The organism is Azospirillum fermentarium (genome assembly GCF_025961205.1).
Classification (GTDB): Bacteria; Pseudomonadota; Alphaproteobacteria; order Azospirillales; family Azospirillaceae; genus Azospirillum; species Azospirillum fermentarium.
Map to the genome: position 1 here is coordinate 3176701 of NZ_JAOQNH010000001.1, position 23689 is coordinate 3200389.

The window sequence follows — 23689 nt, forward strand, 5'->3', positions numbered from 1 at the left end:
TTATCATGCCACAGCGACTCACCACTCAACGCACTTTTGCTATTTTTCCCTTTCAAACGAAAGATTATCCCTTGATATATTAGAAATAAGTGAGGGGGAAAACAGGACGGGAACCGCCATGGCCGCGCGTGATCGTAGGGAGAGAGACCCGCACCGGACGATTCCCCTGCCCGCCTTGGTGCTCACCGGCACCATCCTGTCGGTTCTGACCTTTCTGGTGGTTCAGCACATCATCGCCACCGGTCTGGAAACCCAATTCAACCGCGCCGCCGCACAATACCATCAGGCATTGAAAGAGCGGGTCCATGGGCAAAGCCTGTTCCTGCAGGCCATGGACGGGCGGTTCACCGGGGTCGAGGCGGTGACGGAGGCGGATTTCGCCGCCGCCGCCACCCGGCTCCGCCCGTTCTTTCCGGCGCTGGAAACGGTGGGATGGTTACGAATCACCGGGCCGTCCGAAACCGGTGCGCCTCCCCCGGCGGTCGTCTTTCTCGACCCGGACCGATCCGGGGCCTCGGGGCTGGACGGGCTGCACCCCGGCGGCGGGCTCGGCGCCTATCCCGCCCTGTCCGACGCCGCCGTGCGGGCGTGTCTCGAACAGCGGCAGGTGACGGTCAGCGCCGGGTCGCTGCCGGCGCCGTCCTATTTCGTGATCATGATGCCGGTGCCCCAAACCACCGCCCCCGGCATCGGCAACGCGGCGAATCCGTGCGCCGGGTACGATGGGGTGCTGATGGCGGTCTTCAGCATCGAACGGCTGCTGAGCGACGTTCTGGACACGTTGCCGCTGATCCACGCCGACCTTTATCTGGTGGAACGCCGGATCGATGGGGCACTGCTGCGGCTGGCCGAGCGCCCGGGGGTTCCACGGCCCACCCCTTTCGCGCCCGCCACCGACGCGGTTCTGGCCGCGGCCTTGCCCACCGCCCTGCCTCTGGCCGCCGGTTCGGTCACGTGGCAGATGGTGCTGATCCCGCTGCCGCCGTCGGCGTTCGGCGGCGGCATGGCGGTGGCGTGGGGGTTCCTGGCCGGCGGGCTGCTGCTGACGGGGATCATGGCCGTTCATGTCCACCGCGAAGCCCGCGCCCGCGCCATGCTCCAGACCGAGGCCCGCGCCCGCGCCGCCATGGCCCGCATGCTGCGGGAAAGCGAGGAGCGGTTCCGGCTGGCGCTGCGCCATTCCAAGGTGTCGGTGTTCAGCCAGAGCCGGCAGCTCCGCTATGTCTGGATCTACAACCCGCAAATTCCGGTCCCCCCCGACCGTTTCCTGGGCCGGGGGGACGCCGACCTGTTCACCCCCGCCTCCGCTCAGGTCATGGGGCGCCTGAAGCAGGGGGTCATCGACACCGGCATCGGCGTCCGCCAGGAGGTGACGGCCATCCCCTGCGACCCCGACACCGGAGAGCCGGGCAGCGAGCACGTGTTCGATCTGGTGGTGGAACCGTTGCGCGATTCGGACGGCACCGTCGCCGGCGTCATCTGCGCCGCCGTGGACGTGACCGAAGCGGCCCTGCTGCGCGACGCGCTGGCCGACGCCCACGCCGAAGCCCAGCAGGCCAATCAGGCCAAGACCCGGTTCCTGGCCGCGGCCAGCCACGACCTGCGCCAGCCGTTCCAGGCAATGAACCTGTTCCACCACATCCTGATGGCCCGGCTGGAGGACCCCGCCCAGCGCGATGCCGCCGCCAAGCTGGGGGAGGCCATGAACGCCGGCAGCACGCTGCTGAACACGCTGCTCGACACCACCGCGCTGGAGGCCGGCACCATCAAGCCGCGGCTGGAGGACTTCGCCTTCCAATCCCTGGCCGAGCGGCTGGCGACCGAAATCGCCGGTCAGGCGGTGGACAAGGGGCTCATCCTGCGCATGGTTCCCACCTCCGCCCTGGTGCACAGCGATCCCGTCCTTCTGGAGCGGCTGCTGCGCAACCTGCTGGTCAACGCGCTGCGCTACACCCAGGCCGGGCGGATCCTGCTGGGCTGCCGCCGTCAGGGCGGGCGGCTGGTGGTGCAGGTGTGCGACACCGGCCCCGGCATCCCCGCCGACCAGCTCGAACGCATCTTCGAGGATTTCTTCCGCGGCGGAGCCGGGGGGGAAGACGAGGGGCCGCGCGGGCTGGGGCTGGGGCTGGCGACCGTGCGGCGCATGTCGCTGCTGCTGGACCACCCGGTGACGGTGCGCTCGGTGGTGGGGCGCGGCACGGTGTTTTCCGTCTCCCTTCCCCTGGCCGCCGCCTCCTTTCGCAACTGCGTTGCTGCAATGCACTGAACGCATGGCCGTGCCGGCGGGGGGAGCCGCGGGGGTGATGCCTCCCGTTTGGGCACGATCGCCCCGGCGCAATCGAATGGTAATGTCCAGAAGAACAGCCGGCAGCACACCAAAACCCCATCCAGGTCGTGGTTTTGGCCATTTCTGGAAATACAGGCGAACAACGGGCGGCTTTTTCGGCCTGTCCGCGAACGTTGACAATTGGTAAAGCGGTTGAGGTGGCATAACGCCGCCACCGGCACCGCTTGACGATTGCGTCCGCCCTTCCTCATATATCCGTGCAACGGCGGCCATACCCGCTGGGATGGGCCATGATCCGGCCCCGCCCATGGTCATTTCCGCCGCTGCGGTGCGATATTGCGCCGCACCATCGGGTTCGAAAAGCCGGGCGCCGGTGGCTGTCACACCGGCTTCATGTTGGTAGGGTATGTACCGGCCTCATGGCCGGCCGGTCGCCGCCGCCCGCCCCCTTCCGCCCGTGGCCGTGACAGGCGCGGAAGGACGGCGGCAAGGGTTCGGAAACCGGCCACCAAGCAGCCCCGCCCCGCTGGACGGGGGCGCCCATTTCCTTGAGGAGCATCGTGTAATGGACTCCGCTATCGACGTCGGCAAGACCGGCTCTGCCGCGATGATCGAAAACGTCACCTTCGATGAGATCGAAATCGGCCAGTCGGCCAGCACGGCGCGCCGCCTGACCGTTTCCGACATCGAGCTGTTCGCCACGGTCTCCGGTGACATCAACCCCGCCCATCTGGACGAGGAATATGCCGCCGATAGCCTGTTCCACAAGGTGATCGGCCACGGCATGTGGTCGGGCGGCCTGATCTCCGCCGTGCTGGGCACCAAACTGCCCGGCCCCGGCACCATCTATCTGGGCCAGGATCTGCGGTTCAAGCGCCCGGTGGGCATCGGCGACACCATCACCGTCACCGTCACCGCCCGCGAAAAGCGCGCCGACAAGAACATCGTGGTGTTCGACTGCTCCTGCACCAACCAGGACGGCAAGGAGGTGGTGTCCGGCACCGCCGAGGTGATCGCGCCCTCGCAGAAGGTGCGCCGCCAGGCCACCGAACTGCCCCAGGTGCAGGTGATCCGCCACGACAAGCACGAAACCCTGCTGAAGAAGTGCGAGGGGCTGACCCCGGTGCCCACCGCCGTGGTGCATCCGTGCGACGAAAGCTCGCTGAAGGGCGCGGTGGAAGCGGCGGAAGCCAACCTGATCGCCCCCATCCTGGTGGGGCCGGAATCCAAGATCCGCTCGCTGGCCGACGGCTTCGGCCTCGATCTGTCCCGCTGCCGCATCGTCAACGTGCCCCATTCCCACGCCGCGGCCGAAACCGGCGTCCGGCTGGCCCGCACGGGCGAGGCGGAAGCGGTGATGAAGGGGTCGCTGCACACCGACGAGCTGATGTCGGAGGTGGTGCGCAAGGAAACCGGCCTGCGCACGTCCAGCCGCCTGTCGCACGTCTTCGTCATGAACGTGCCGACGTACCCGCGCTCGCTGCTGATCACCGACGCCGCGATCAACATCTACCCCACCCTGGAAGACAAGGTGTTCATCGTCCAGAACGCCATCGACCTCGCCAAGGTGCTGGGGGTGGAGACGCCGCGCGTCGCCATCCTGTCGGCGGTGGAGACCATCAACCCCAAGATCGCGTCCACCATCGAAGCGGCGGCCCTGTGCAAAATGGCCGACCGCGGCCAGATCAAGGGCGGCATCCTCGACGGCCCGCTGGCCTTCGACAACGCCATCAGCGCCGAAGCGGCCCGCACCAAGGGCATCGTGTCGGACGTGGCCGGTCAGGCCGACATCTTCCTGGTCCCGGATCTGGAGGCCGGCAACATGCTGGCCAAGCAGCTCTCGTTCCTGGCCAACGCGGACGCCGCCGGCATCGTGCTGGGCGCGCGGGTTCCGATCATCCTGACCAGCCGTGCGGACAATGTGCGCACCCGTCTGGCGTCGTGCGCCGTGGCCTCGCTGGTCGCCGCCGCCCGCCGCCGCGGGGCCGCCGCCGCCGCCGCCGAATAAGGGGGGTGTGGCATGGACATGCTTTCCCCCACCCCGTCCGCCGGCGGCGATGCGCTGCTGGTCATCAACGCCGGGTCGTCGAGCCTGAAGTTCTCGGTGTTCCGCACCCGTGACGACGGCGGGGTTACCGCCGTCATCAACGGCCAGATCAGCGGCATCGGCACCGAACCCACGTTCGAGGCCAAGGACACCCACAAGACCCCCATCGGCGCCAAGACCTGGACCGCCGGGGAGAAGGCCGACCGCACCGCACTCCTGAGCTTCCTGCTCGACTGGATCGAGGAGCATCTGGACGGCGCCCGCCTGCTGGCCGCCGGCCACCGGGTGGTGCACGGCGGATCGGGCTTCGCGCAGCCGGTGCTGATCACCGACGCGGTGCTGGACGAGCTGGAGGCTCTGGTGCCGCTGGCTCCGCTGCACCAGCCGCACAATCTGGCCGCCATCCGCGCCCTGGCCGAGGCGCACCCGGAGCTGCCGCAGATCGCGTGTTTCGACACCGCGTTCCACCGCGGCCAGCCGTGGCAGGCGCAGACCTTCGCCCTGCCGCGGGAGATGACCGAGTCGGGCATCCGCCGCTACGGCTTCCACGGGCTGTCGTACGAGTACATCGCCCGCCGCCTGCCGGAAATCGCCCCCGAGCTGGCCGACGCCCGCGTGGTGGTCTGCCACCTGGGCAGCGGGGCCAGCATGTGCGCCATCCACGCGGGAAAGAGCGTGGACAGCACCATGGGCTTCACCGCCGTGGACGGGCTGCCCATGGGCACCCGCACGGGGTGCATCGACCCCGGCGTGCTCATCTATCTGATGCGCAGCCGCGGCATGGACGCCGACGCCCTGGAAAAGCTGCTCTACAACAAGTCGGGGCTGCTGGGCGTGTCGGGGGTGTCGAACGACATGCGCGTCCTGCTGGACTCCGCCGATCCCCATGCGGCGGAAGCGGTGGAGCTGTTCTGCTTCCGCGTCGCCAAGGAAGCGGGGGCGCTGGCCTCGTCCATGGGCGGGATTGACGCCATCGTCTTCACCGCCGGCATCGGCGAACGCTCCGCCCCCGTCCGGGCGCGGGTGGGCGAGAAGCTGGCGTGGCTGGGGGTGTCCATCGACGCCGAACGCAACGGCGCCAACGCCACCCGCATCAGTGCCGACGGCAGCCGCCTGCCGGTGTGGGTCATCCCCACCGACGAGGAACAGATGATCGCGCTGCACACCCGCAAGGTGCTGGCCCTGGCCGGCGTCTGACCGGCGGCTCCGCCGTCTCCCGTGTTTCCGCCGCCCCGGTGCTCCCCTGTGCCGGGGCGGCGGTGTTTCGGGAAACGGCGCCGCCCCCGGTGGAAAGACCGCTTTTCCCGTGGTGCCCGGCCGCGGCTTTCCCTACCTTGGCGTTTATGGATTCCCTGACGTCCCCCGCCCCCGCCCCCTTGCGGCCGCCGGTTCCGGCGGCGCGGCGGTTCGCGCGTTCGCTGCTGCTGCTGGCGCTGGCCGGAGCCGGCGGGGTGTCGGTGGGGCTGGGGGTGCAGGCCCTGAACGGCCCGGTGCTGGAGCGGCTGGCCCAGGTGCCGGCTCAGGCGGCCATCACCCGCACGCTCGCCGAACTGACCGACACGCTGGCCCGCGCGTCCACCGCCGCCGCTTATCTGGAACGGGCGGAGCGGGAGGACCGGCGCCTCACCCTGTCGTCCACCCTGCGGCAGCAGGCGCAGACCATCGGCATTCTGGTCGGCGAGGTGTCGGTGGCGGGGCTGCCGCCGGACCAGACCGCCCCGCTTCAGCGCATGGCCGTGCGCCTGGCCAGCGATGCCGACGAGCTGACCCACATCACCGGCGCCCGGCTGGCGGGGGAAACCGCGTTGCGCCAGTCGCAGGAACGGCTGATGGAGCGGCACACCGCCTTCCGCGGCACCCTGTCCGGCCTGATCCACGAGGGGATCCACATGCTCCAACAGCCCGGCGGCGAGGAGGCCGGCGCCCGGCTGCTCACCAGCCGCGACGAGCTGGAGGTGCTGGATCAGTCGCTGATGGCAGCATTGGCCACCGCGTCCGCCCTGCCCCTGACCCCGGCGCAGCTCGACGAGCAGGAAGCCATCTTCCAGCGCGATGCGCGGGCGATGATGGAGCGGATCAACAGCCTGCCCATCAGCAGCGCCTCCACCCGCCGCAGCGAAACCACCCGCTTCATGCTGGCGCTGGGGCTCGACACGGGCAACATCTTCGACATCCAGCGGGACTTGTCCCGGCTGCGCACCGCCGCCCAGGCCCAGGCCCAGAGCATCCGCGACCGCATCGACGAATCGTCGCGCATCATCCTGCACCTGATCCGCCGCACCAACGACGGGCTGGCCCGCCAGACCCAGCAGGCCCGAAGCCGGCTGGCGCTGCTGCCGCCGTTCGCCGGGGGGGCGGCGGCGCTGGCGCTGCTGGTGCTGCTGACCCGCCCGCGCCACGCCGGCCCCGTCGCGGCCCCGCCTCCCGCCCCGGCCCCGGCGGAGGAACGGCCCCTGCGCATCCTTCTGGCCGAGGACGAACCCATCAACCAGATGGTCTGTTCCGCCATGCTGCGCCGGGGCGGGCACACGGTGACCGTGACCGGCGACGGGGCGGAAGCGCTGGACGCCATCCGCCACGCCCCGCCGGACGCCCGGTTCGATCTGGCCATCCTGGACCTGCGCATGCCGGTGATGGACGGTCTGGGCGCCCTGCGTGCCATCCGCGCCCTGGACGATCCCGCCCTGGCCCGGCTGCCGGTGGCGATCCTCACCGCCTCCATCATTCCCGAAGACGCGGATTCCTGCCGCGCCGCCGGGGCCGACATGGTGCTGCCCAAGCCGCTGCGGCCCGAGACGATCCAGCCGCTGCTGGCCCGCCTGCTCAACCGCGCGCCGGCCTCGCCCGCCGGCACCGGGAAACCGGAACCGCCCGCGGCGGCCGGGCCGGCGGACAACGGGGGCTTCAACGATCTGGCCATCCGGCAGATGTGCGACGCCCTGCCCCCCGGCCGCGTGGCGACGCTGATCAACGGCACGCTGACCGCGCTCAGCGATTACGGCGACACCCTGCGCGATGCGTGGGGGACCGGCGACCTGCCGCGGGTCAGCGCCATGGCCCACAAGATCGCCGGGGTGGCCGGGGTCTATGGCTGCCTGTCCCTGCGGGCGGCGGCCCAGAGCCTGGAAATGGCGGTGGAGCGGCGCGACGCCGACCCCGCCCCGCTGTTGGCCGCGCTGGAAACCGCGCTGCCGGCCGCCCTGGCCCGTCTGGGGACCGAACGCGACCGGCTGGCGGCGGACGCCCCCTGACGGGGACGCCGTGTGCGGGGCCGGGGTTACCTGGCCTTGACCGCGGTCACCTCGATCTCCACGAGATAGCCGGGGTTGGCCAGCGCCGACACGCCAAAGGCCGACCGGGCCGGCAGGCTGGGCTGGCTGCCGCCGTAGAACTGGGTGTAGCCGGCCATGAAACCCTTGAAGTCCATGGCGTTGCCGTTCTGCGGGTCGGTGACCAGATAGACCTGCATCTTCACCACGTCGCCCATGGTCATGCCCTGCCCTTCCAGGATCTCCTTGATGCGGTTCAGGACATTCACGGTCTGGGTGGTCATGTCGCCATAGGCTTCGCGGCTGGTGGGCGGCGCGTTCTTGTCCACCACCGGCGGCACCTGCCCGCTGACGTAATAGGTGGTCACGTCGCCCGACACCGCCACCGCCTGGGCGATGGGAAAGGTCGAGTTGGGGATCGGCAGGCGCACCACGTCGGCCTGGGCGGCCCCCATGCCGAGGACCAGGGCGCCGGCGGCCAGAAGGGCGGTTTTGAGCGTCATTACGAAAATCCTTAATGTTTTCAGGGAACGAGCGGCGGACGGACGGGTCAGGGCCGGGCGCCGGCCACGTCCCGGGCGGTCACCGCGTCGGTGTAGCCGTTGCCGAAGTGGGTGCGGACGTAGTTGACGATGGTGGCGACCTGCTCGTCGCTCATCATCTTGCCGACCGGCGGCATCCCGCGGTGGCCGGCCACCACCATCATGACCGGGTAGCCGGGCGCCGCGAGGTTGGGGTTGCTGGCCAGGGGCGGGTAGGTGCCGGCCCCGGTGGCACCGGCGCCGTTCTTCATGTGGCAGGCCTGGCAGACGTTGGCGTAGAGAGCCTCGCCGGTCTCTTCCGCGAATTTGGAGGTGGGGCTGAGCACGGGGGCGGCGGCATCCTGGGCCACGGCGGTGGCCGCCGGGGCGGCCAGGGTGCTCAGCGCGGCCAGGGCGAACAGGGCCACGGGCCGGAGGGACGGGGTGGTCATGGGCGGTCCTTGCGGAAATCGTTGCTGTCGGGGGCGGTGCTGCGGATAGGGGTGAGCGGCGTCACGCCGCCTTCACCACCCGCTGGTGCAGGCGTTCGATGGCGTCGAGCGCCGACAGGATGGCGCCTTCCTGCCACGCCGGGATGTAGGAGGCGTGCTCGCCGGCCAGCACGATGCGGCCGTCGATCTGGCACAGGTCGTTGTAGTGCTGGTGGCGCTTTTCCTCGGTCCAGTCTCCGGCGCAGCCCAGGGTGAAGGGCACCCGGTGCCAGGCGACGGACACGCCGGTCTCGAACTCCGCCTTGTACTGGGGGTGGATCTGGGCGCCGAACTCGACCGCCCGCTTCACCCGCTCCGCCGGGCCCATGGCGGCAAACTCATAGGAGTTGGGGCCGTTCCAGGTATAGCCGCCCAGCAGCACGCCCTTGCCCCCGGCGTTGTAGCCGGTGCTGGGGTAGGAGATCTGGCGGATCGGCAGGTCGGTGTAGCTGATGCCGCCGTAGATCGCCTCGTCCTCTTCCCAGAAGCGGCGCTTGAACTGCAGGCCCATCTTGACCGACGAGGCATAGGGCACGGCGTCGATGGCGGCTTTCATCCTGGCGCCCACGTCGATCGGCATCTGGCTCAGGATGGTCAGCGGGATGGTGCAGACGCACCAGTCGGCGGTGGCCTGCTGGGCGGCGCCGGGCTTCTTGGCGTCCTGATAGGTGACGGTGACGCCGCGTTCGGACTGCTGGATGCGGGTGACCTTGGCATTGTAGCGGATGATGTCGCCCACCTGCCTGGCGAATGCCCGGCCGATCATGTCCATGCCGCCCACCGGCTGGAACATGGTGGTCTGGAATTCATAGAGCGCGAAGCTCTGCAGGCTGCGCCACAGGCGCGACGTCAGAATGTCGGACAGGCCGATCGGCTCGCTGGGCACCGGCTCGGCGCCGATGCCGCCGCCGGGATCCTTGGCGAAGCCGCGGAACTCCGAGGAGAGTTCGCCGGCCTTGTAGGCATAATCCTTGTCCAGAGCACCCCAGGATTTCAGCGCCTGCAGCAGGATCTCCTGATCCTCCTTGCTCACCGCGTCGTCCAGCTTGCCCTGCTGCGCGGCCTTGGCCAGCAGTTCGGAGGTGTGGCCCTGGAAATCGGTCTTGATGCCGCGGATGCGCTGGGGCTTGCCGCCGAACGCCTTGGACGAATGCAGATAGGCGTTGTGGTTGAGCTGGACGAACGGCTCCAGCGTCACGCCCAGGCGCCGGCAGTAATCCAGGACCGCGTGGTGATGGTACGGGATCCGCCAGGGGCCGGGGTTGATGTAGAGCCCGGAATCGAACCCGCAGGTCTGGGTGGTCCCGTCCAGTTCGGCGAAACTGTCGCCGCCGCGCAGGGTCCAGTTGCGCCCGCCGGGGCGGTCGTTGAACTCCAGAACCTGAACCTTGTACCCGGCCTGCTGCAGCTCCAGCGCCGCCGTCAGACCGGCGAGACCGGCGCCCAGCACCAGGACGGAGGCCCCCTTCGGGTTGCCGTCCAGACGGATACGGCCCTTGTACCCCGATTCCGCCGCGTGGCCGAGGCTGGTCATGGCCTGATACAGGGCCGCACTGCCGGCCGCCGCACCAATCAGGGACAGGAGGCTGCGCCGGCTCAGGCCGGTCACGTGTTGTTCGAGCATTCTACCCTCTCGTCATGTACCGGATCCGCGGAAAGCCCAAGCTTCCGCTGGATCAGCCATCACCAGCAAAGGGTGTGCCACAGCACGAAATGATTGCTCTTCTTAGTTTTAACGCCCGTATTGCGGAGAGAAATCGCTACCTCCACAGGCAATTTGCCCAGAATTTTCGCCTATATTTTGGGCTATTATGCAAAATGGCGTAAATTTAGCCACACCCTTGGGTGGTTCCACAGATCATGGGATCTTGAGGAAAAACAGGTTTGAGTCCAACAGCAGATAACGGTGAGTCAAACCCTGAACAAGTGAAATTTATCCGTCTTTTCTTCGCATTTTCTTTGCTAACAAAGAAAACAGACCGCCGGGAAAATTCTGAACCGATCTCCGGTTAATACGCATTCATAGTGCGGAAATGCCCTTGAAAGGGAATTCGCAGGGTATTTCGAGACAATGTTCTTTGGGGAAATTTCCCACAACCCATAAAGGGTCTTCGGCACAAAAAAAGGCCGCGGCCCGGCGCAAGCCGGACCGCGGCGGCGGAAAGGCGGCGGCGGACGGTCAGGCGGCGGGCCGCGCCACCGTTTCCAGCCACGCCATCAGATCCTGAACCACCACGTCGATGTGGTCACCGGTGCCGATGGCGGCCCGGTCGGGGTGGGACCATTCGGAATCGCTGCTGACCCAGACGGTCGCCATGCCCAGCGCGTGGGCCGGCACCAGATTGCGGGCGATGTCTTCCACCATGCAGGCGCGGCCGGGGGCGATGGCGAAGCGTTGGACCATCTGGTCATAGGGGCGCGGGTCGGGCTTGGGCACATAGCCGGCGGCCACGATGTCGAACACTCCGTCGAAGCAGTGGGTGATGCCCAGCCGGTCGGTCACGTTGCGGGCATGCAGTTCCGACCCGTTGGTGTAGATCAGCCGTCGTCCCGGAAGCCGCAACAATGCATCGGCCAGTTCCGGCGACGGCGACACCGGTGTCACGTCGATGGCGTGGACGTACTCCAGAAAGGGAACCGGGTCGATGTCGTGCTCCACCATCAGCCCGCGCAGCGTGGTGCCATGGTCGCGGAAGTAGCGCTTTTGCAGCGCCCGCGCCTCGTCCTGCGCAATATTGAAATGACCGGCGATGAACGAGGTGATGCGCTGATCCACCTGGGCAAACAAATTGCACGACGCGGGATAAAGAGTGTTGTCGAGATCAAAGATCCAACAGTCGATCTGTTCCAATGTCCGTTCAGGCATCGTCGGCATGATCCGTGTGGGTGGTTCGCATACGTTAGCAAGGATGGGGGGCTTTCACGCGGGGTGCAAAGGAAAAACGGCGGGGCAGCCGTCTGGCTACCCCGCCGTTTTCCGTTTGATCTGGGCTTTTTGCCCGGCACCCGCCAGCGGTTTGTCCGCCGGCTTTTGGTAACGTTCCTCCCTAACCTCGGGCCAAACGGCACGCAGGTCATGAATGTCTGCTATGTGTCAGATGATGGGGTCCGAGCGCAAGCAAAATTTATCGCGGGCGCCATTTTTGTCGAAATGGCAACGATCGGACACCCTCATACGAATGAAGGTGATCCGCCACCCCCTCCGTTTCCGCCCTCCCTCCCCATCTGTTGACAAGGGGTGGACACCCGGACCATCCTTCGCGGCCCCGGTGATTCCTGACGTCTGGTTTCGCCCGATTTCTATTGCCCGATACGGACACGCCATGAGCCACGCCACCCTGCAATCGACCGTCGAAGCCGCTTGGGAAAGCCGCGACACCCTGTCCACCGACACCCAGGGCGCCGTGCGCGCCGCCGTGGACGAGGCGCTGGCCGGTCTGGATTCCGGCGACCTGCGCGTTGCGGAAAAGGTGGACGGTGCCTGGACCGTCAATCAGTGGCTGAAAAAGGCGGTGCTGCTGTCGTTCCGCCTGAACGGCAACGAGACCATCCCCGGCGGCCCCGGCGCCTCCTCGTGGTATGATAAGGTGCCGGCGAAGTTCGAGGGCTGGACCGACGCCACCTTCCAGGCCGCAGGCTTCCGCGCCGTGCCCGGCTCCTTCATCCGCCGTGGCGCCTATGTGGCGCCCAGCGTGGTGCTGATGCCCAGCTTCGTGAACATCGGCGCCTATGTGGACAAGGGCACCATGGTGGACACCTGGGTCACCGTCGGCTCCTGCGCCCAGATCGGGAAGAACGTCCACCTGTCGGGCGGTGTCGGCATCGGCGGCGTGCTGGAGCCGCTGCAGGCCAACCCGGTGGTGATCGAGGACGACTGCTTCATCGGCGCCCGGTCGGAAGTGGTCGAGGGCGTGATCGTCGAGCGCGGGTCGGTCCTGTCCATGGGCTGCTACATCAGCGCGTCCACCAAGATCATCGACCGCACCACGGGCGAGGTGTTCGTGGGCCGCGTGCCGTCCTATTCGGTGGTGGTGCCCGGCAGCATCCCCGGCAAGCCGATGCCCGACGGCACCCCCGGCCCCAGCCTGTACTGCTGCGTCATCGTCAAGCGCGTGGACGAGAAGACCCGCGCCAAGACCTCCATCAACGACCTGCTGCGCGACTGATCGCCATGACCATCGACGCCCTGCCGCTCGCCCAGGCGCTGATCCGCTGCCCCAGCGTCACGCCCCAGGATGCGGGCGCGCTGGGCGTCCTGGAAGACGCGCTGAAGCCGCTGGGGTTCGTGTGCCACCGCCTGACTTTCCAGGCGCCGGGCACCGCCCCCATCGAGAACCTCTATGCCCGTCTGGGGGATGCCGGCCCCAACCTCTGCTTTGCCGGGCACACCGACGTGGTGCCGCCGGGTGAGAGCAAGGCGTGGTCGGTCGATCCCTTCGCCGCCGAGGTCCACAACGGCAAGCTCTATGGCCGCGGTGCGGTGGACATGAAGGGGGCGATTGCCGCCTTCGTCGCCGCCGTGTCCCGCCGGCTGTCCAATGGCAAGCCGCTGGACGGCTCCATCAGCCTGCTCATCACCGGCGATGAGGAGGGGGACGCGGTCAACGGCACCCGCCCGGTGCTGGAATGGCTGGCCGAACGGGGCGAGCGGCTGGACGCCTGCATCGTCGGCGAACCGACCAACCCCACCGAGATGGGCGGGATGATGAAGATCGGCCGCCGCGGCAGCGTCACCGGCCGCCTGACCGTCTATGGGGCGCAGGGGCATGTGGCCTATCCCCATCTGGCCGACAACCCCCTGCCCCGGCTGGTGCGGATGCTGGACGCCATCGCGTCCGAACCGCTGGACCCGGGGACCGAGCATTTCCAGCCCTCCACCCTGGCGCTGACCACCATCGACGTGGGCAACACCGCCGGCAACGTGATCCCCGCGGCGGGCCGGGCCGCCTTCAACATCCGCTTCAACGACGCCCACACCGCCGCCGGGCTGGAGGCGTGGGTGCGCCGGACATTCGACGCCGTGTGCGCCGGGCAGAGCGGGGCCTATGACCTGACCATGACCTGCAGCGGCGATTCCTTCGTCACCGCGCCGGGGCCGCTGACCGACCTGGTGTCCGATTCGGTGGCGGCGGTGCTGGGACGGCGGCCCGAGCCGTCCACCACGGGCGGCACGTCGGACGCCCGCTTCATCAAGAACTATTGCCCGGTGGTGGAATTCGGGCTGGTGGGCCAGACCATGCACAAGGTGGACGAGCACGTCGCCCTGGCCGACCTGGACGCCCTGACCGGCATCTATGCCGCCGTGCTGGACGGGTTCGCCCGCCTGCCCCTCAACACCCGGCCCATAAACGGCCGGACAGCCTGAGCCGGCGCCGGGCGGGAAGGATGCAACCGATGGCCATCACCGCAGGCGAGATCATCCGTTCGGTCCATGCCGCCTACCGGCTGGCACGGTTCGATCCCGGCGGCATGGCCGAGCTGGACCGCAGCCGGGCCGGGGCCCTGCGGTCGTTCTGGGGGCCGGTGCTGATCCTGCCCTTCTACGCCATCCTGATGGCCCTGCGCCTGCCGGAATCCGCCGACGACCTGCCCCTGTGGCAGATCGTGACGGTGGAGGGGATCGGCTACACCATCAGCGTGGTTCTGTACCCGCTGCTGATGCACCATGTGTGCGGATCCTTGAAACGGGACGCGCTCTACCCCGGATTCGTCAGCGCCTATAACTGGTCGGCGGTGATCCAGATCGCGGTCTATCTGCCGGTCAGCCTGGTGTCGCTGGCGGGGGATCTGCCCGACGGGGTGGCCGGGGCGCTGGTGTTCGGCGTGACCATGGCCATGCTGACCTATCAGTGGTTCGTGGCCCGCACCGCCCTTCAGGTGGGCGGATTCGCCGCGGCGGCCATGGTCCTGCTGGACCTGTTCCTCGCCGCCCTGGTCGGCGACATGACCGACAGCCTGCTGAACTGAGCGCACACGAAAAGGGGGCCGTGGTGCGGCCCCCTCGTTCGGCGGTGCGGCGGTTATTCCGCCATCACCTGCTGGTGGGCGGTTTCCAGGATGTCCCCCAGTTCCTTGTCCACCCGGTGGTCGGAGATGTCCACGCCCTTGGCGCGGAAATCGTCGATCAGGCGGGTGCGGATGTGGTGCGGACCGGCGGTGCCGATATCCGTATCCAGGATCTGGCGGGTATAGGCGTCGGCGTCGGCTCCGGTCAGGCCCAGGAGTCCGGCCGCCCACTGGCCGGCCAGCTTGTCGCGGCGGGCGCGGATGCGGAACATAAGATCCTGGTCATGCTGGAACTTGTTCTCAAACGCCCTTTCACGCTCGTCGAAGGTGGTCATGGGCACGCAGTCTCCTCGGCTGGGTTTTCTCGTTATACCGGAGAGGGCTTATATAACCATTTGGCCCGGAAAGAAAAACCGCTGAGTGGCAAAGCGTGCGCCAAGCACCCCCCGCTCGTTCCGGTCCGGTCCGATTTCCTCCCCGTTCCTTTACGATTGATATGGGTAGGGCCGCAAACGAAAACACCGGCGGATGGCCCCTCTGGCCGTCCGCCGGTGTCGGAAAAACGCCGCAGGGTGGGCGAAGTTTACAGCGACGGGGCCAGGGGCATGCAATGGCCGCCGGCCTTCTTCAGCTTGGCACAGGCGTTGCGCGCCTCCTTCTCGTCCAGGCCGATCAGACGGGCGCGGTAGACCTTCTTGCCCTTGGTGGTGGAGGACACCACCGACGGCTTGGTGTTGGCCAGAAGCTGGGGATGCTTGCGCATCACCTCCTTGGCCGCCTTCTCGCCGGCGGCGGCGGAGCCGAAGGCGCCGACCTGGATACCCCAGGCGTTGGCGGCACGGGCCGCCTTGGCCGCGGCCTTGGGCGCCGCCGTGGCGGCGGCGGCCACCGGCACGGCGCGGGCCGGGGCGTCGTCGGCATCCGCCCGCGCCAGCACCGGGGCGTCACCACCCCCGCGGCGCAGCTTGGAGAAGGACGCGTCGAGAAGCTCGGCCATGCGGTTGTCGCGGGCCACGGGCGACTTGCCGCCCATCACCACCGCCACCAGCCGGCGCCCGTCGCGCACGGCCGACGCCGCCAGATTGAAACCCGACGCCTTGATATAGCCGGTCTTGATGCCGTCCATGCCGTCGTAACGCGACATCAGACGGTTGTGGTTGGGGACGGAACGGCCGCCGTAGACGAAGCTGCGGCGGCTGAAATAAGGGTAGTATTTCGGGTAATCGGCCAGCAGCGCGCGGGAGAGCATGGCGAAATCGCGGGCCGTGGTCACCTGCTGGTCGTCGGGCAGGCCCGACGCGTTGCGGAACACGGTGCTGCGCATGCCGAGCTGGCGCGCCTTGCGGGTCATGATCTCGGCAAAGCGGGGCTCGCTGCCGCCGATGGCCTCGCCCAGCACGACGGCGGCGTCGTTGGCCGACTTGGTGACCAGACCCAGGATGGCGGTTTCCACCTTGATCGACGATCCGGCGCGCAGGCCCAGCTTGGTGGGCGACATGCTCTGGGCGTGTTCCGAAACGGGGAGCGTCTGCTCCAGGTTCAGGCGCCCCGCCTCCAGCGCTTCGAAGGTCAGGTACAGGGTCATCATCTTGGTCAGGGACGCCGGGTGGGTGATGACGTCGGCGTTTTCCTGGTGCAGCACCTCGCCGGTGCGGGCGTCCATGACGATGGCCTCGTACTTCACCGCCAAGGCCGGTGCCGCGGTCAGCAGGCCGGCGGCGACGGCCAGAACCCCGGCCATACCCCGGCGGAGCCGGATCGGAAGGCTTACACCTGACGGAGCAACATCCCGGTCCATGGTGGTGCCCTGTCCGGCACGGATCATGGCTGCGTCGGCGGCAGACGCGGCGCGCTGCGATTCGGTCATGGTGCCCCCGGTAATCCTGTCCCCTACCATTGCCTGGAATGGTAAAGTCGTGCTTTTTCAGTGTCTAGCGAGAATTCGTTAATTTCCTGCTTCCGCCTTCGCTGTGTTCTTTTCGGCACGGGCGGGCCGGTGGCAGGATGCGTCACGCGGGAGATGCCGGAAAGCCATGCACCTTTCGCACCTCTCCCGCGACCGCGCGGGTGCGCTATATCACATGGGACGGGCGGACGGCCTGATTCTTTTTTGCGCCCGGCAATAAGGGGCACCGGACCGGGCTGGGGGAGACACGGGATGAGGACACGGCGCAACGGGCCGCGCTGGCTGGCGGCGGTGCGGCTGGGGGGGGTGGCCCTGGTGGGGCTTCTGGCGGGATGTGCGGCATCGGGACCGTCCACCATGCCGGTGGAGCGGGGGCTGAGCTGGTTTTCGTACCTGAACGGCGACGACCTGCGACGGTCCTGCGGCCAGGACCGCGCCGACCGCTTCCGGCTGGTGTTCAACGCCGACTACAACCAGCACATCCGCACCTACGACATCACCGCCGACCCGGACAAGGGCGGGGCCGTGGTGGTGGCCCGCGTGATCCAGGCGGCGGACCTGCGCAAGGTCAACCCCACCGACTCCGCGGGTCTCGACCTGATGGGGCCGTGGCGGGGGGAACGGGCGGAAACCCGGCTGACGCCGCGGCAATTCGCCCAGTTCGTGCTGCGCCTGTCCGACAGCGGGGCGTTCGAACCGCTGCCCGGCACCGTGCGCCTGCCGTCCAACGCCATCTATTGGCTGGTCAACGGCTGCCGCAGCGGGGCGTGGTTCTTCAACGTCTACCCCTATCCCATGGACCGTTTCGCCGACATCCGCTTCGACGCGCCGGTGAAGGGAATGGACGGGACGGGGGTGCCCTTCCCCCCGCTGCCCGCCCCGGACGATGCCCCGCGCATGCTGCCGCCGGCGGGTGCGCGCGGCGACTCCGGCGGTGTGTTCTTCGAGCTGGAGGTGGACCGCGGCGGGCTGGTGGGGCCGACCCATCTGTTCGGCCCCTGGAACCTGCTGGGGTGAGCGCCGGAGCCGGCGGCCCGGCTCCTGGCGGGTCTTACGGCTCCCCCTTGCGGCGCTGGGCGTCGGGCACCAGGGTTTCCACCCACGGGCCGTCGGGCATGCGGCGGGCCAGATCGGTGATGTTGCGGTTCCACCACTGGCGCTGCTCCATCAGGTCGTCATAGTCGAAGTTCGACTGACGCCACGTGCGCTCATGGGACTGATAGGTCACCATGTCGATGGGGAAGCCCACGTCGCTGGTGGAAACCCGCGTGGAATCAAAGGACAAGTAGGCGATCTTGAGAGCCGTCTGAAGATCGGTGTCGTATTTGAGCGCCCGGTCCAGGATCGGCTTGCCGTAGGCGGTGGCCCCGATGGACAGATAGGGGGTGCGCTCGTCCACCTCGATCCAGTTCCCTTCCGGGTAGACCAGATACATGGTGGGCTCGGTGTCCTCGGCCAGCTGGCCGCCGATGATGGCGTGCAGGTTGAAATGCAGCTTGGAGGCTTCCAGCGACACCTTGTCCTCCTCCGCCACCTGACGCAGGCACTGGGTGAAGGCACCCACCGCATCCAGCATGGTGGCATAGGATTCGCCGCGGCGGCGCTGCATGTCGCGGCGCAGATAGGCCAGCGTCTTGTCGCGCACGCTGCGCAGGCCGGAATTCATAATGAAGAAGCGGTCCCCGCCGCTGCCCATCATGGTCACCTTGCGGGCCGATGAGAGCTGGGTTCCGCTGGTGATCCGCCCGTCCGACAGGCCGATCAGGCCGCCCGCGATCTTGATCCCCACGCAATAGGTCATAACGAATGATCCTGTTATGAAGACAGCGTTGGCGAAGGCCGCTCATCCCGCCCCCCGGCGCACCGCCGCGGAAGCGCCGGCGGGCCGCCCTCCCCCTCATCCCGTACCGGCGGGGCTTTGAGTAGCACAAGACGGCGCCGTTTGCGGCACGCTTCTTCACATCCCCGCCGCGCCGGTCTTGGCGGAGCCGGGAGGGGCGGACCTGCAGGACCGGCGCCTTCCGCTTATTGTGCACCGCACAATAAGCCCTTGACGCCCTCCGCCCCACCGGACTAGGGTCGCTTTGCTGCATTGCAGCAAAATGGCTCGGCCACGCTTTTCCCAGGACCGGAGCCCACGCGCGATACGGAAGGAAGGCGCACCATGACCACCATCGCCGACACGACGCCGGATACCGCCCCCATTCCCGCCCCCGCCCCTCTGCCGGCTATCGGGCCCGCCAGCGCCCGGCCGCCGCTGGACGCCATCGTCCAGGCCAGCCAGGACCAGGTGGAAAAGGCCGCGGCCCAGATCCTGAAGGGCTACGAGGACATCGCCGCCTTCCACCGCGACACGGTGGACGCGCTGGTCCTGTCGAGCACCATCGCCGCCAAGGGCATCGAGGATCTGAGCCGTCAGGCCGCGGCCTATGCCCGCACCGCCTTCGACGACTCCATCGCGCTGGGGAACGCCCTGCTGTCGGTGAAGACGCCCAAGGAGGCGGTCAGCCTGCACACCGCCTTCGTCAGGGCGTCCTTCGAAACCGCCGCCGCCGAATCGGCCCGGTTCCAGGAACAGGCGGGAAAACTGGTGGCCGCCACGCTGGCCCCCATCAATGCCCGCGTCAAGGCCGCCGCCGAACAGGTCACCAGGACGCTGGCCGCGTGACGGTGCGGATGTTGCGCTGAAGCTTTGCACCAGTTGCCACGACGGCCCGGCGGGACGACCGCCGGGCCGTTTTGTTTGCCGGCGCAACATTTGCTTTGCAAAGGATCCGCTTTCTCTTGCCCCACGGTGCCGTATCGGCGATTTTTCTTATTGTGCAACGCACAAAATCCGTTGACTCCGCCCTTCAGCCGCGTATAGTGGGCCTTACGCTGCAATGCAGCACAACATCCACCCTCCGGTGCAGCCGATCCGGCCGGTTGGGCGGCTGACAATCACGCGACACGTTTCAACCATACACGCGAACGCGAGGACGCCTCTCATGACCGACAAGTTCATCGCCGCCACCAAGGCTATCGAAGACGTGGTTACCCAGGCCAAGACCAACCTGGAAGGCTATGTGAAGACCCAGCAGGAACAATTCGAAAAGGCTTCCAGCCAGTTCCTGAAGAGCTATGAAGAACTGACCGTCCTGTCGAAGGAAAACGTGGACGCCATCGTCGCGTCCGGCACCATCGTCGCCAAGGGCGCGGAGACCGCCGGCAAGCAGGTCGCCGCCTTCACCCAGGCGTCGCTGGAAAAGAACGTCGCCGCCGGCAAGGCCGTGCTGGCCGTCAAGTCGATCCGCGAGCTGATCGACCTGCAGAACAGCTACTTCAAGTCCTCGCTCGATGCGCTGGTTGCCGAAGGCACCAAGCTGCAGGAGCTGTCGGTGAAGGTGACCAACGAAGCCCTGGCCCCCATCAGCGCCCGCGTCAACGTCGCGGTGGGAAAGCTGACCAAGCCGGCGGTCGCCGCCTGAGCCCACGGGGTCCGGCGCAGCACGCGTTCTCCCTCTCTGACGATCGGCGGCGGGTGACCCCACCCGCCGGCCCGGTTCCGGCAACAGCCCGGCGGCCCGTCCGCCGGGCTGTTGCCGTTTGGGCGCCGCCTGTTCCTTATGGGGATGGCCTTGACATTGCTTTCGGCATGGCGAACCCTTGATGCCATGCGGCGTTTCCGCAGCCCTTCGGCGGCTTCGCCTATCCTGCCCTTTATTTCGGGCTAAATCCCGTGACCTTGTGCGGGCGGGCCCTGGCAAAAAGACCGATTTCGCGTCTGCCCCCTTCCATCCGGCCCACAAGTGCTCATATCATTCCCGGAGGCAAACATCGCGATGACCAACTGTTGACTCCATGGCTGACAACGACAAGCAAGGGGACGAGGGAAGCACGACGGGCATCGTCGTCAAGACCAAGCCCAAGACGAAAAAGCCCTCGATGTACAAAGTTCTGATGCTGAACGACGACTACACACCGATGGAGTTCGTCGTTCATGTCCTCGAACGTTTCTTCCACAAGTCGCGCGAAGAAGCGACGCGCATCATGATGCATGTGCACCGCCGCGGCGTGGGGATTTGTGGCGTTTTCACTTACGAGGTTGCGGAGACGAAGGTGACCCAGGTGATGGACTTCGCGCGCCAGAACCAGCACCCTCTGCAATGCACGCTAGAGAAGGATTAGATCCGAACCATGCTGTCGCGTAATCTCGAACAGACCCTTCACCGCGCCCTGGCCTACGCTAACGAGCGCCGGCACGAATACGCGACGCTCGAACATCTGCTGCTGTCATTGATCGACGACGCCGATGCAGCCGCCGTGTTCCGTGCCTGTGGCCTGGACCTTCAGCGGCTGCGCAGCGAAATCTCGGATTACCTCGACAACGAGTTGACGAATCTGGTCACCAACAGACCGGATGATGCCAAGCCGACGGCTGGATTCCAGCGGGTTTTGCAACGCGCTGCCATCCACGTCCAGTCCTCGGGCCGGGAAGAGGTGACGGGAGCAAACGTGCTCGTCGCCTTGTTCTCCGAACGCGAGAGCCACGCGGTCTATTTCCTGCAGGAGCAGGAGATGACCCGGTTCGATGCGGTCAACTTTATCTCTCACGGGATCGCGAAGGCCCCCGGCCGCTCGGAGACGAAGCGGGTTGCCGGTGCCGACGACGACGCTGCGGCGGAGAAGGTCGTGAAAAAAGGCGGCGAGGCCCTGGAGGCCTATTGCATCAACCTGAACAAGAAGGCGGCCAGCGGGAAGATCGACCCGCTGATCGGACGGGAGCAGGAGGTCGAACGGACCATCCAGATCCTGTGCCGCCGGTCCAAGAACAACCCGCTCTACGTGGGTGACCCCGGCGTCGGCAAGACCGCCATCGCCGAGGGGCTGGCCCGCCGCATCACCCAGGGCGAGGTGCCCGAGGTGCTGCGCTCCGCCACCATCTTCGCGCTCGACATGGGTGCGCTGCTGGCCGGCACCCGCTACCGCGGCGATTTCGAGGAGCGGCTGAAGGCGGTTCTGTCGGAACTCGAACAACACGACAACGCCGTGCTGTTCATCGACGAGATCCACACCGTCATCGGCGCCGGCGCCACCTCGGGCGGGGCCATGGACGCGTCCAACCTGCTGAAGCCGGCGCTGGCCTCGGGGTCGCTGCGCTGCATCGGTTCCACCACCTACAAGGAATACCGCAGCTATTTCGAAAAGGACCGGGCGCTGGTGCGGCGGTTCCAGAAGATCGACGTCAACGAGCCGTCGGTCGAGGACGCCATCAAGATCCTCCAGGGCCTGAAGCCCTATTACGAAAAGCATCACCACGTCCGCTACACCAACGACGCGGTGCGGGCGGCGGTGGAACTGTCGGCGCGCTACATCGGTGACCGCAAGCTCCCCGACAAGGCCATCGACATCATCGACGAGGTGGGGGCGGCGCAGATGCTGCTGCCCGAATCCAAGCGGAAGAAGACCATTTCCGTGAAGGACGTGGAAGCGGTGGTCGCCAAGATCGCCCGCATCCCGCCGAAGTCGGTCAGCCGCGACGATCGGGAAACGCTCCAGAATCTGGAACGCGACCTGAAGACCATGGTCTTCGGCCAGGACAAGGCCATCGACGCGCTGGTCTCGGCCATCAAGCTGGCCCGTGCGGGTCTGCGCGAACCGGAAAAGCCCATCGGCAACTACCTGTTCACCGGCCCCACCGGCGTGGGCAAGACCGAGGTGGCCCGCCAGCTCGCCCACACGCTGGGCATTGAGCTGACCCGGTTCGACATGTCGGAATATATGGAGCGCCACACGGTGTCGCGGCTGATCGGCGCCCCTCCGGGCTATGTCGGCTTCGACCAGGGCGGGCTTCTGACCGACGCCATTGACCAGCACCCCCACTGCGTGCTGCTGCTGGACGAGATCGAGAAGGCGCACCCCGACCTGTTCAACATCCTGCTGCAGGTGATGGACCACGGGAAGCTGACCGACCACAACGGCAAGAACGTCGATTTCCGCAACGTCATCCTGATCATGACGTCCAACGCCGGGGCGGCGGACATGGCCAAGCCGGCCATCGGGTTCGAGCGGGAACGCCGGGTGGGTGAGGATATGGAGGCGGTGGAGCGCACCTTCACGCCCGAATTCCGCAACCGCCTGGACGCCATCATCCCCTTCGCGCCGCTGTCGCCGGAGGTCATCCAGCGGGTGGTGGACAAGTTCGTCATGCAGCTGGAGGCGCAGTTGGAAGACCGCGGGGTCAGCATCGTCCTGTCCGACGGTGCCCGCGACTGGCTGGGCCGCAAGGGCTACGACCCGCTCTACGGCGCCCGCCCGCTGGGCCGCGTGATCCAGGAGCACCTGAAGAAGCCGCTGGCCGAGGAGCTGTTGTTCGGCCGGCTGTCCAAGGGCGGCATGGTGCGGGTGGATCTGGACGGCGACAAGCTGTCGTTCACCTACCCCGACGCGCCCAAGAGCAAGGGCCGCTCGGACGAGGACGATCTGATCCACGAGATGGCGGAATAACCCGACACGCGGGTTTGTTCCGACCCTGACAAAGCTGACAAAAGGGCGGCGGCCTCCGGGCCGCCGCCTTTTTTCATGGGCTCGGCCAGCGGTGCCGTCCTTTCGGCCCCCTGGCCGATGGTCGTATCCGGGCCTTGTCACAGACTCCGACAAACGGTGTTTCAGTCCCGACAAAAAGCCGGGTTTTGTCGGGTATGTCACAGACGAAAAACAGGGGCACGGAATCCGACACAAGCAATTAACATATTGAAAAACAACGATTTATATTCCGATCGCAGAGTTGGCACGCTCCTTGCTTTTATACAGTCGATCGCGGCGGCGATCCTGACCGCCGCAACGAGATACCAGACACCAACGATCCTCTTGGGACCAGCAAAGGAGCGACCCCTATGAGCAAGCCCGGTCTTCGCCAGATCGCCTTCTACGGCAAGGGTGGTATCGGCAAGTCCACTACGTCGCAGAACACCCTGGCGGCGCTTGTCGAACTGAACCAGAAGATCCTGATCGTCGGCTGCGATCCCAAGGCTGACTCGACCCGCCTGATCCTGCACGCCAAGGCCCAGGACACCGTGCTGCACCTGGCCGCCGAAGCCGGTTCCGTGGAAGACCTGGAACTGGAAGACGTTGTGAAGCTCGGCTACGCCGGCATCAAGTGCGTCGAGTCCGGCGGTCCGGA

At 67.2% G+C, this 23689-nt stretch carries 20 protein-coding genes; 13 read left to right on the forward strand and 7 right to left on the reverse strand.

All coding sequences use genetic code 11. The features are described from left to right. The first annotated feature begins 118 nt into the window (after window positions 1-118). From M2352_RS14875 to M2352_RS14890, 4 genes are all read left to right on the forward strand, one after another. Window positions 119-2266 (forward strand): PAS domain-containing sensor histidine kinase, encoded by a 2148-nt coding sequence (locus M2352_RS14875; protein ID WP_264665257.1) that lies wholly within the window; start codon window positions 119-121, stop codon window positions 2264-2266. 586 nt (window positions 2267-2852) lie between these two features. Beyond that, the gene (locus M2352_RS14880) at window positions 2853-4295 is read left to right on the forward strand and encodes a bifunctional enoyl-CoA hydratase/phosphate acetyltransferase (RefSeq protein WP_264665258.1); all 1443 of its coding nucleotides are present in this window, start codon (window positions 2853-2855) and stop codon (window positions 4293-4295) included. Between the two features lie 18 nt (window positions 4296-4313). Next, window positions 4314-5531: an acetate/propionate family kinase gene (locus tag M2352_RS14885; RefSeq protein ID WP_406567270.1), complete on the forward strand. Its 1218-nt coding sequence runs from the start codon at window positions 4314-4316 to the stop codon at window positions 5529-5531. Between the two features lie 146 nt (window positions 5532-5677). Then, window positions 5678-7585, forward strand: coding sequence for a response regulator (locus M2352_RS14890; protein ID WP_264665260.1), 1908 nt, complete (start codon window positions 5678-5680; stop codon window positions 7583-7585). Window positions 7586-7611: 26 nt separating this feature from the next. Here M2352_RS14890 and M2352_RS14895 read toward each other — a convergent pair whose 3' ends face one another. The 4 genes from M2352_RS14895 to M2352_RS14910 all read right to left on the reverse strand — a co-directional run bounded on the left by M2352_RS14895 (window position 7612) and on the right by M2352_RS14910 (window position 11481). After that, window positions 7612-8106: a RidA family protein gene (locus M2352_RS14895; RefSeq protein ID WP_264665261.1), complete on the reverse strand. Its 495-nt coding sequence runs from the start codon at window positions 8104-8106 to the stop codon at window positions 7612-7614. A gap of 47 nt (window positions 8107-8153) precedes the next feature. Then, window positions 8154-8576 carry a c-type cytochrome gene (locus M2352_RS14900; protein ID WP_264665262.1) on the reverse strand — a complete coding sequence of 141 codons (423 nt, stop codon included), beginning with the start codon at window positions 8574-8576 and terminating at the stop codon, window positions 8154-8156. A gap of 61 nt (window positions 8577-8637) precedes the next feature. After that, window positions 8638-10239 carry a flavin monoamine oxidase family protein gene (locus M2352_RS14905; protein ID WP_264665263.1) on the reverse strand — a complete coding sequence of 534 codons (1602 nt, stop codon included), beginning with the start codon at window positions 10237-10239 and terminating at the stop codon, window positions 8638-8640. 555 nt (window positions 10240-10794) lie between these two features. Then, entirely contained in the window at window positions 10795-11481 is a 687-nt protein-coding gene (locus M2352_RS14910) for a pyrimidine 5'-nucleotidase (RefSeq protein WP_264665264.1), read from the reverse strand. A 457-nt stretch (window positions 11482-11938) separates the two neighbouring features. Between M2352_RS14910 and dapD the strand changes: the two genes are divergently transcribed. From dapD to M2352_RS14925, 3 genes are read left to right on the forward strand one after another with little or no spacing between them, the layout of a single operon-like run. Next, complete coding sequence (gene dapD, locus M2352_RS14915; protein WP_264665265.1) at window positions 11939-12781, forward strand: 2,3,4,5-tetrahydropyridine-2,6-dicarboxylate N-succinyltransferase; 843 nt, start codon at window positions 11939-11941, stop codon at window positions 12779-12781. Between the two features lie 5 nt (window positions 12782-12786). Next, window positions 12787-13980, forward strand: coding sequence for a succinyl-diaminopimelate desuccinylase (gene dapE, locus M2352_RS14920; RefSeq protein WP_264665266.1), 1194 nt, complete (start codon window positions 12787-12789; stop codon window positions 13978-13980). 29 nt (window positions 13981-14009) lie between these two features. Further along, entirely contained in the window at window positions 14010-14582 is a 573-nt protein-coding gene (locus tag M2352_RS14925) for a hypothetical protein (protein ID WP_264665267.1), read from the forward strand. Window positions 14583-14635: 53 nt separating this feature from the next. Here the strand turns inward: M2352_RS14925 and M2352_RS14930 are convergent, their stop codons facing one another. Beyond that, complete coding sequence (locus tag M2352_RS14930; protein WP_264665268.1) at window positions 14636-14956, reverse strand: DUF1476 domain-containing protein; 321 nt, start codon at window positions 14954-14956, stop codon at window positions 14636-14638. 248 nt (window positions 14957-15204) lie between these two features. Continuing rightward, window positions 15205-16488 (reverse strand): D-alanyl-D-alanine carboxypeptidase family protein, encoded by a 1284-nt coding sequence (locus M2352_RS14935; RefSeq protein ID WP_264665269.1) that lies wholly within the window; start codon window positions 16486-16488, stop codon window positions 15205-15207. Window positions 16489-16779: 291 nt separating this feature from the next. Between M2352_RS14935 and M2352_RS14940 the strand changes: the two genes are divergently transcribed. Then, window positions 16780-17544, forward strand: coding sequence for a hypothetical protein (locus M2352_RS14940; protein ID WP_264665270.1), 765 nt, complete (start codon window positions 16780-16782; stop codon window positions 17542-17544). 34 nt (window positions 17545-17578) lie between these two features. On the opposite strand, the gene M2352_RS14945 is transcribed toward M2352_RS14940, so the two are convergent. Continuing rightward, the gene (locus M2352_RS14945; RefSeq protein WP_264665271.1) at window positions 17579-18328 is read right to left on the reverse strand and encodes a peptidase; all 750 of its coding nucleotides are present in this window, start codon (window positions 18326-18328) and stop codon (window positions 17579-17581) included. A 363-nt stretch (window positions 18329-18691) separates the two neighbouring features. Here M2352_RS14945 and M2352_RS14950 point away from each other — a divergent pair, with 363 nt between their 5' ends. From M2352_RS14950 to M2352_RS14970, 5 genes are all read left to right on the forward strand, one after another. Further along, window positions 18692-19195: a phasin family protein gene (locus M2352_RS14950; protein WP_264665272.1), complete on the forward strand. Its 504-nt coding sequence runs from the start codon at window positions 18692-18694 to the stop codon at window positions 19193-19195. A gap of 319 nt (window positions 19196-19514) precedes the next feature. Next, window positions 19515-19994 (forward strand): phasin family protein, encoded by a 480-nt coding sequence (locus tag M2352_RS14955; protein ID WP_264665273.1) that lies wholly within the window; start codon window positions 19515-19517, stop codon window positions 19992-19994. Between the two features lie 373 nt (window positions 19995-20367). Next, window positions 20368-20694, forward strand: a complete 327-nt coding sequence (gene clpS, locus M2352_RS14960) for an ATP-dependent Clp protease adapter ClpS (protein WP_264665274.1) — start codon at window positions 20368-20370, stop codon at window positions 20692-20694. Window positions 20695-20703: 9 nt separating this feature from the next. Continuing rightward, window positions 20704-23013 (forward strand): ATP-dependent Clp protease ATP-binding subunit ClpA, encoded by a 2310-nt coding sequence (gene clpA, locus M2352_RS14965; protein ID WP_264665275.1) that lies wholly within the window; start codon window positions 20704-20706, stop codon window positions 23011-23013. Between the two features lie 389 nt (window positions 23014-23402). Beyond that, window positions 23403-23689 (forward strand): AAA family ATPase (locus tag M2352_RS14970; protein ID WP_264665276.1); only part of this gene is annotated, 287 nt, incomplete at its 3' end.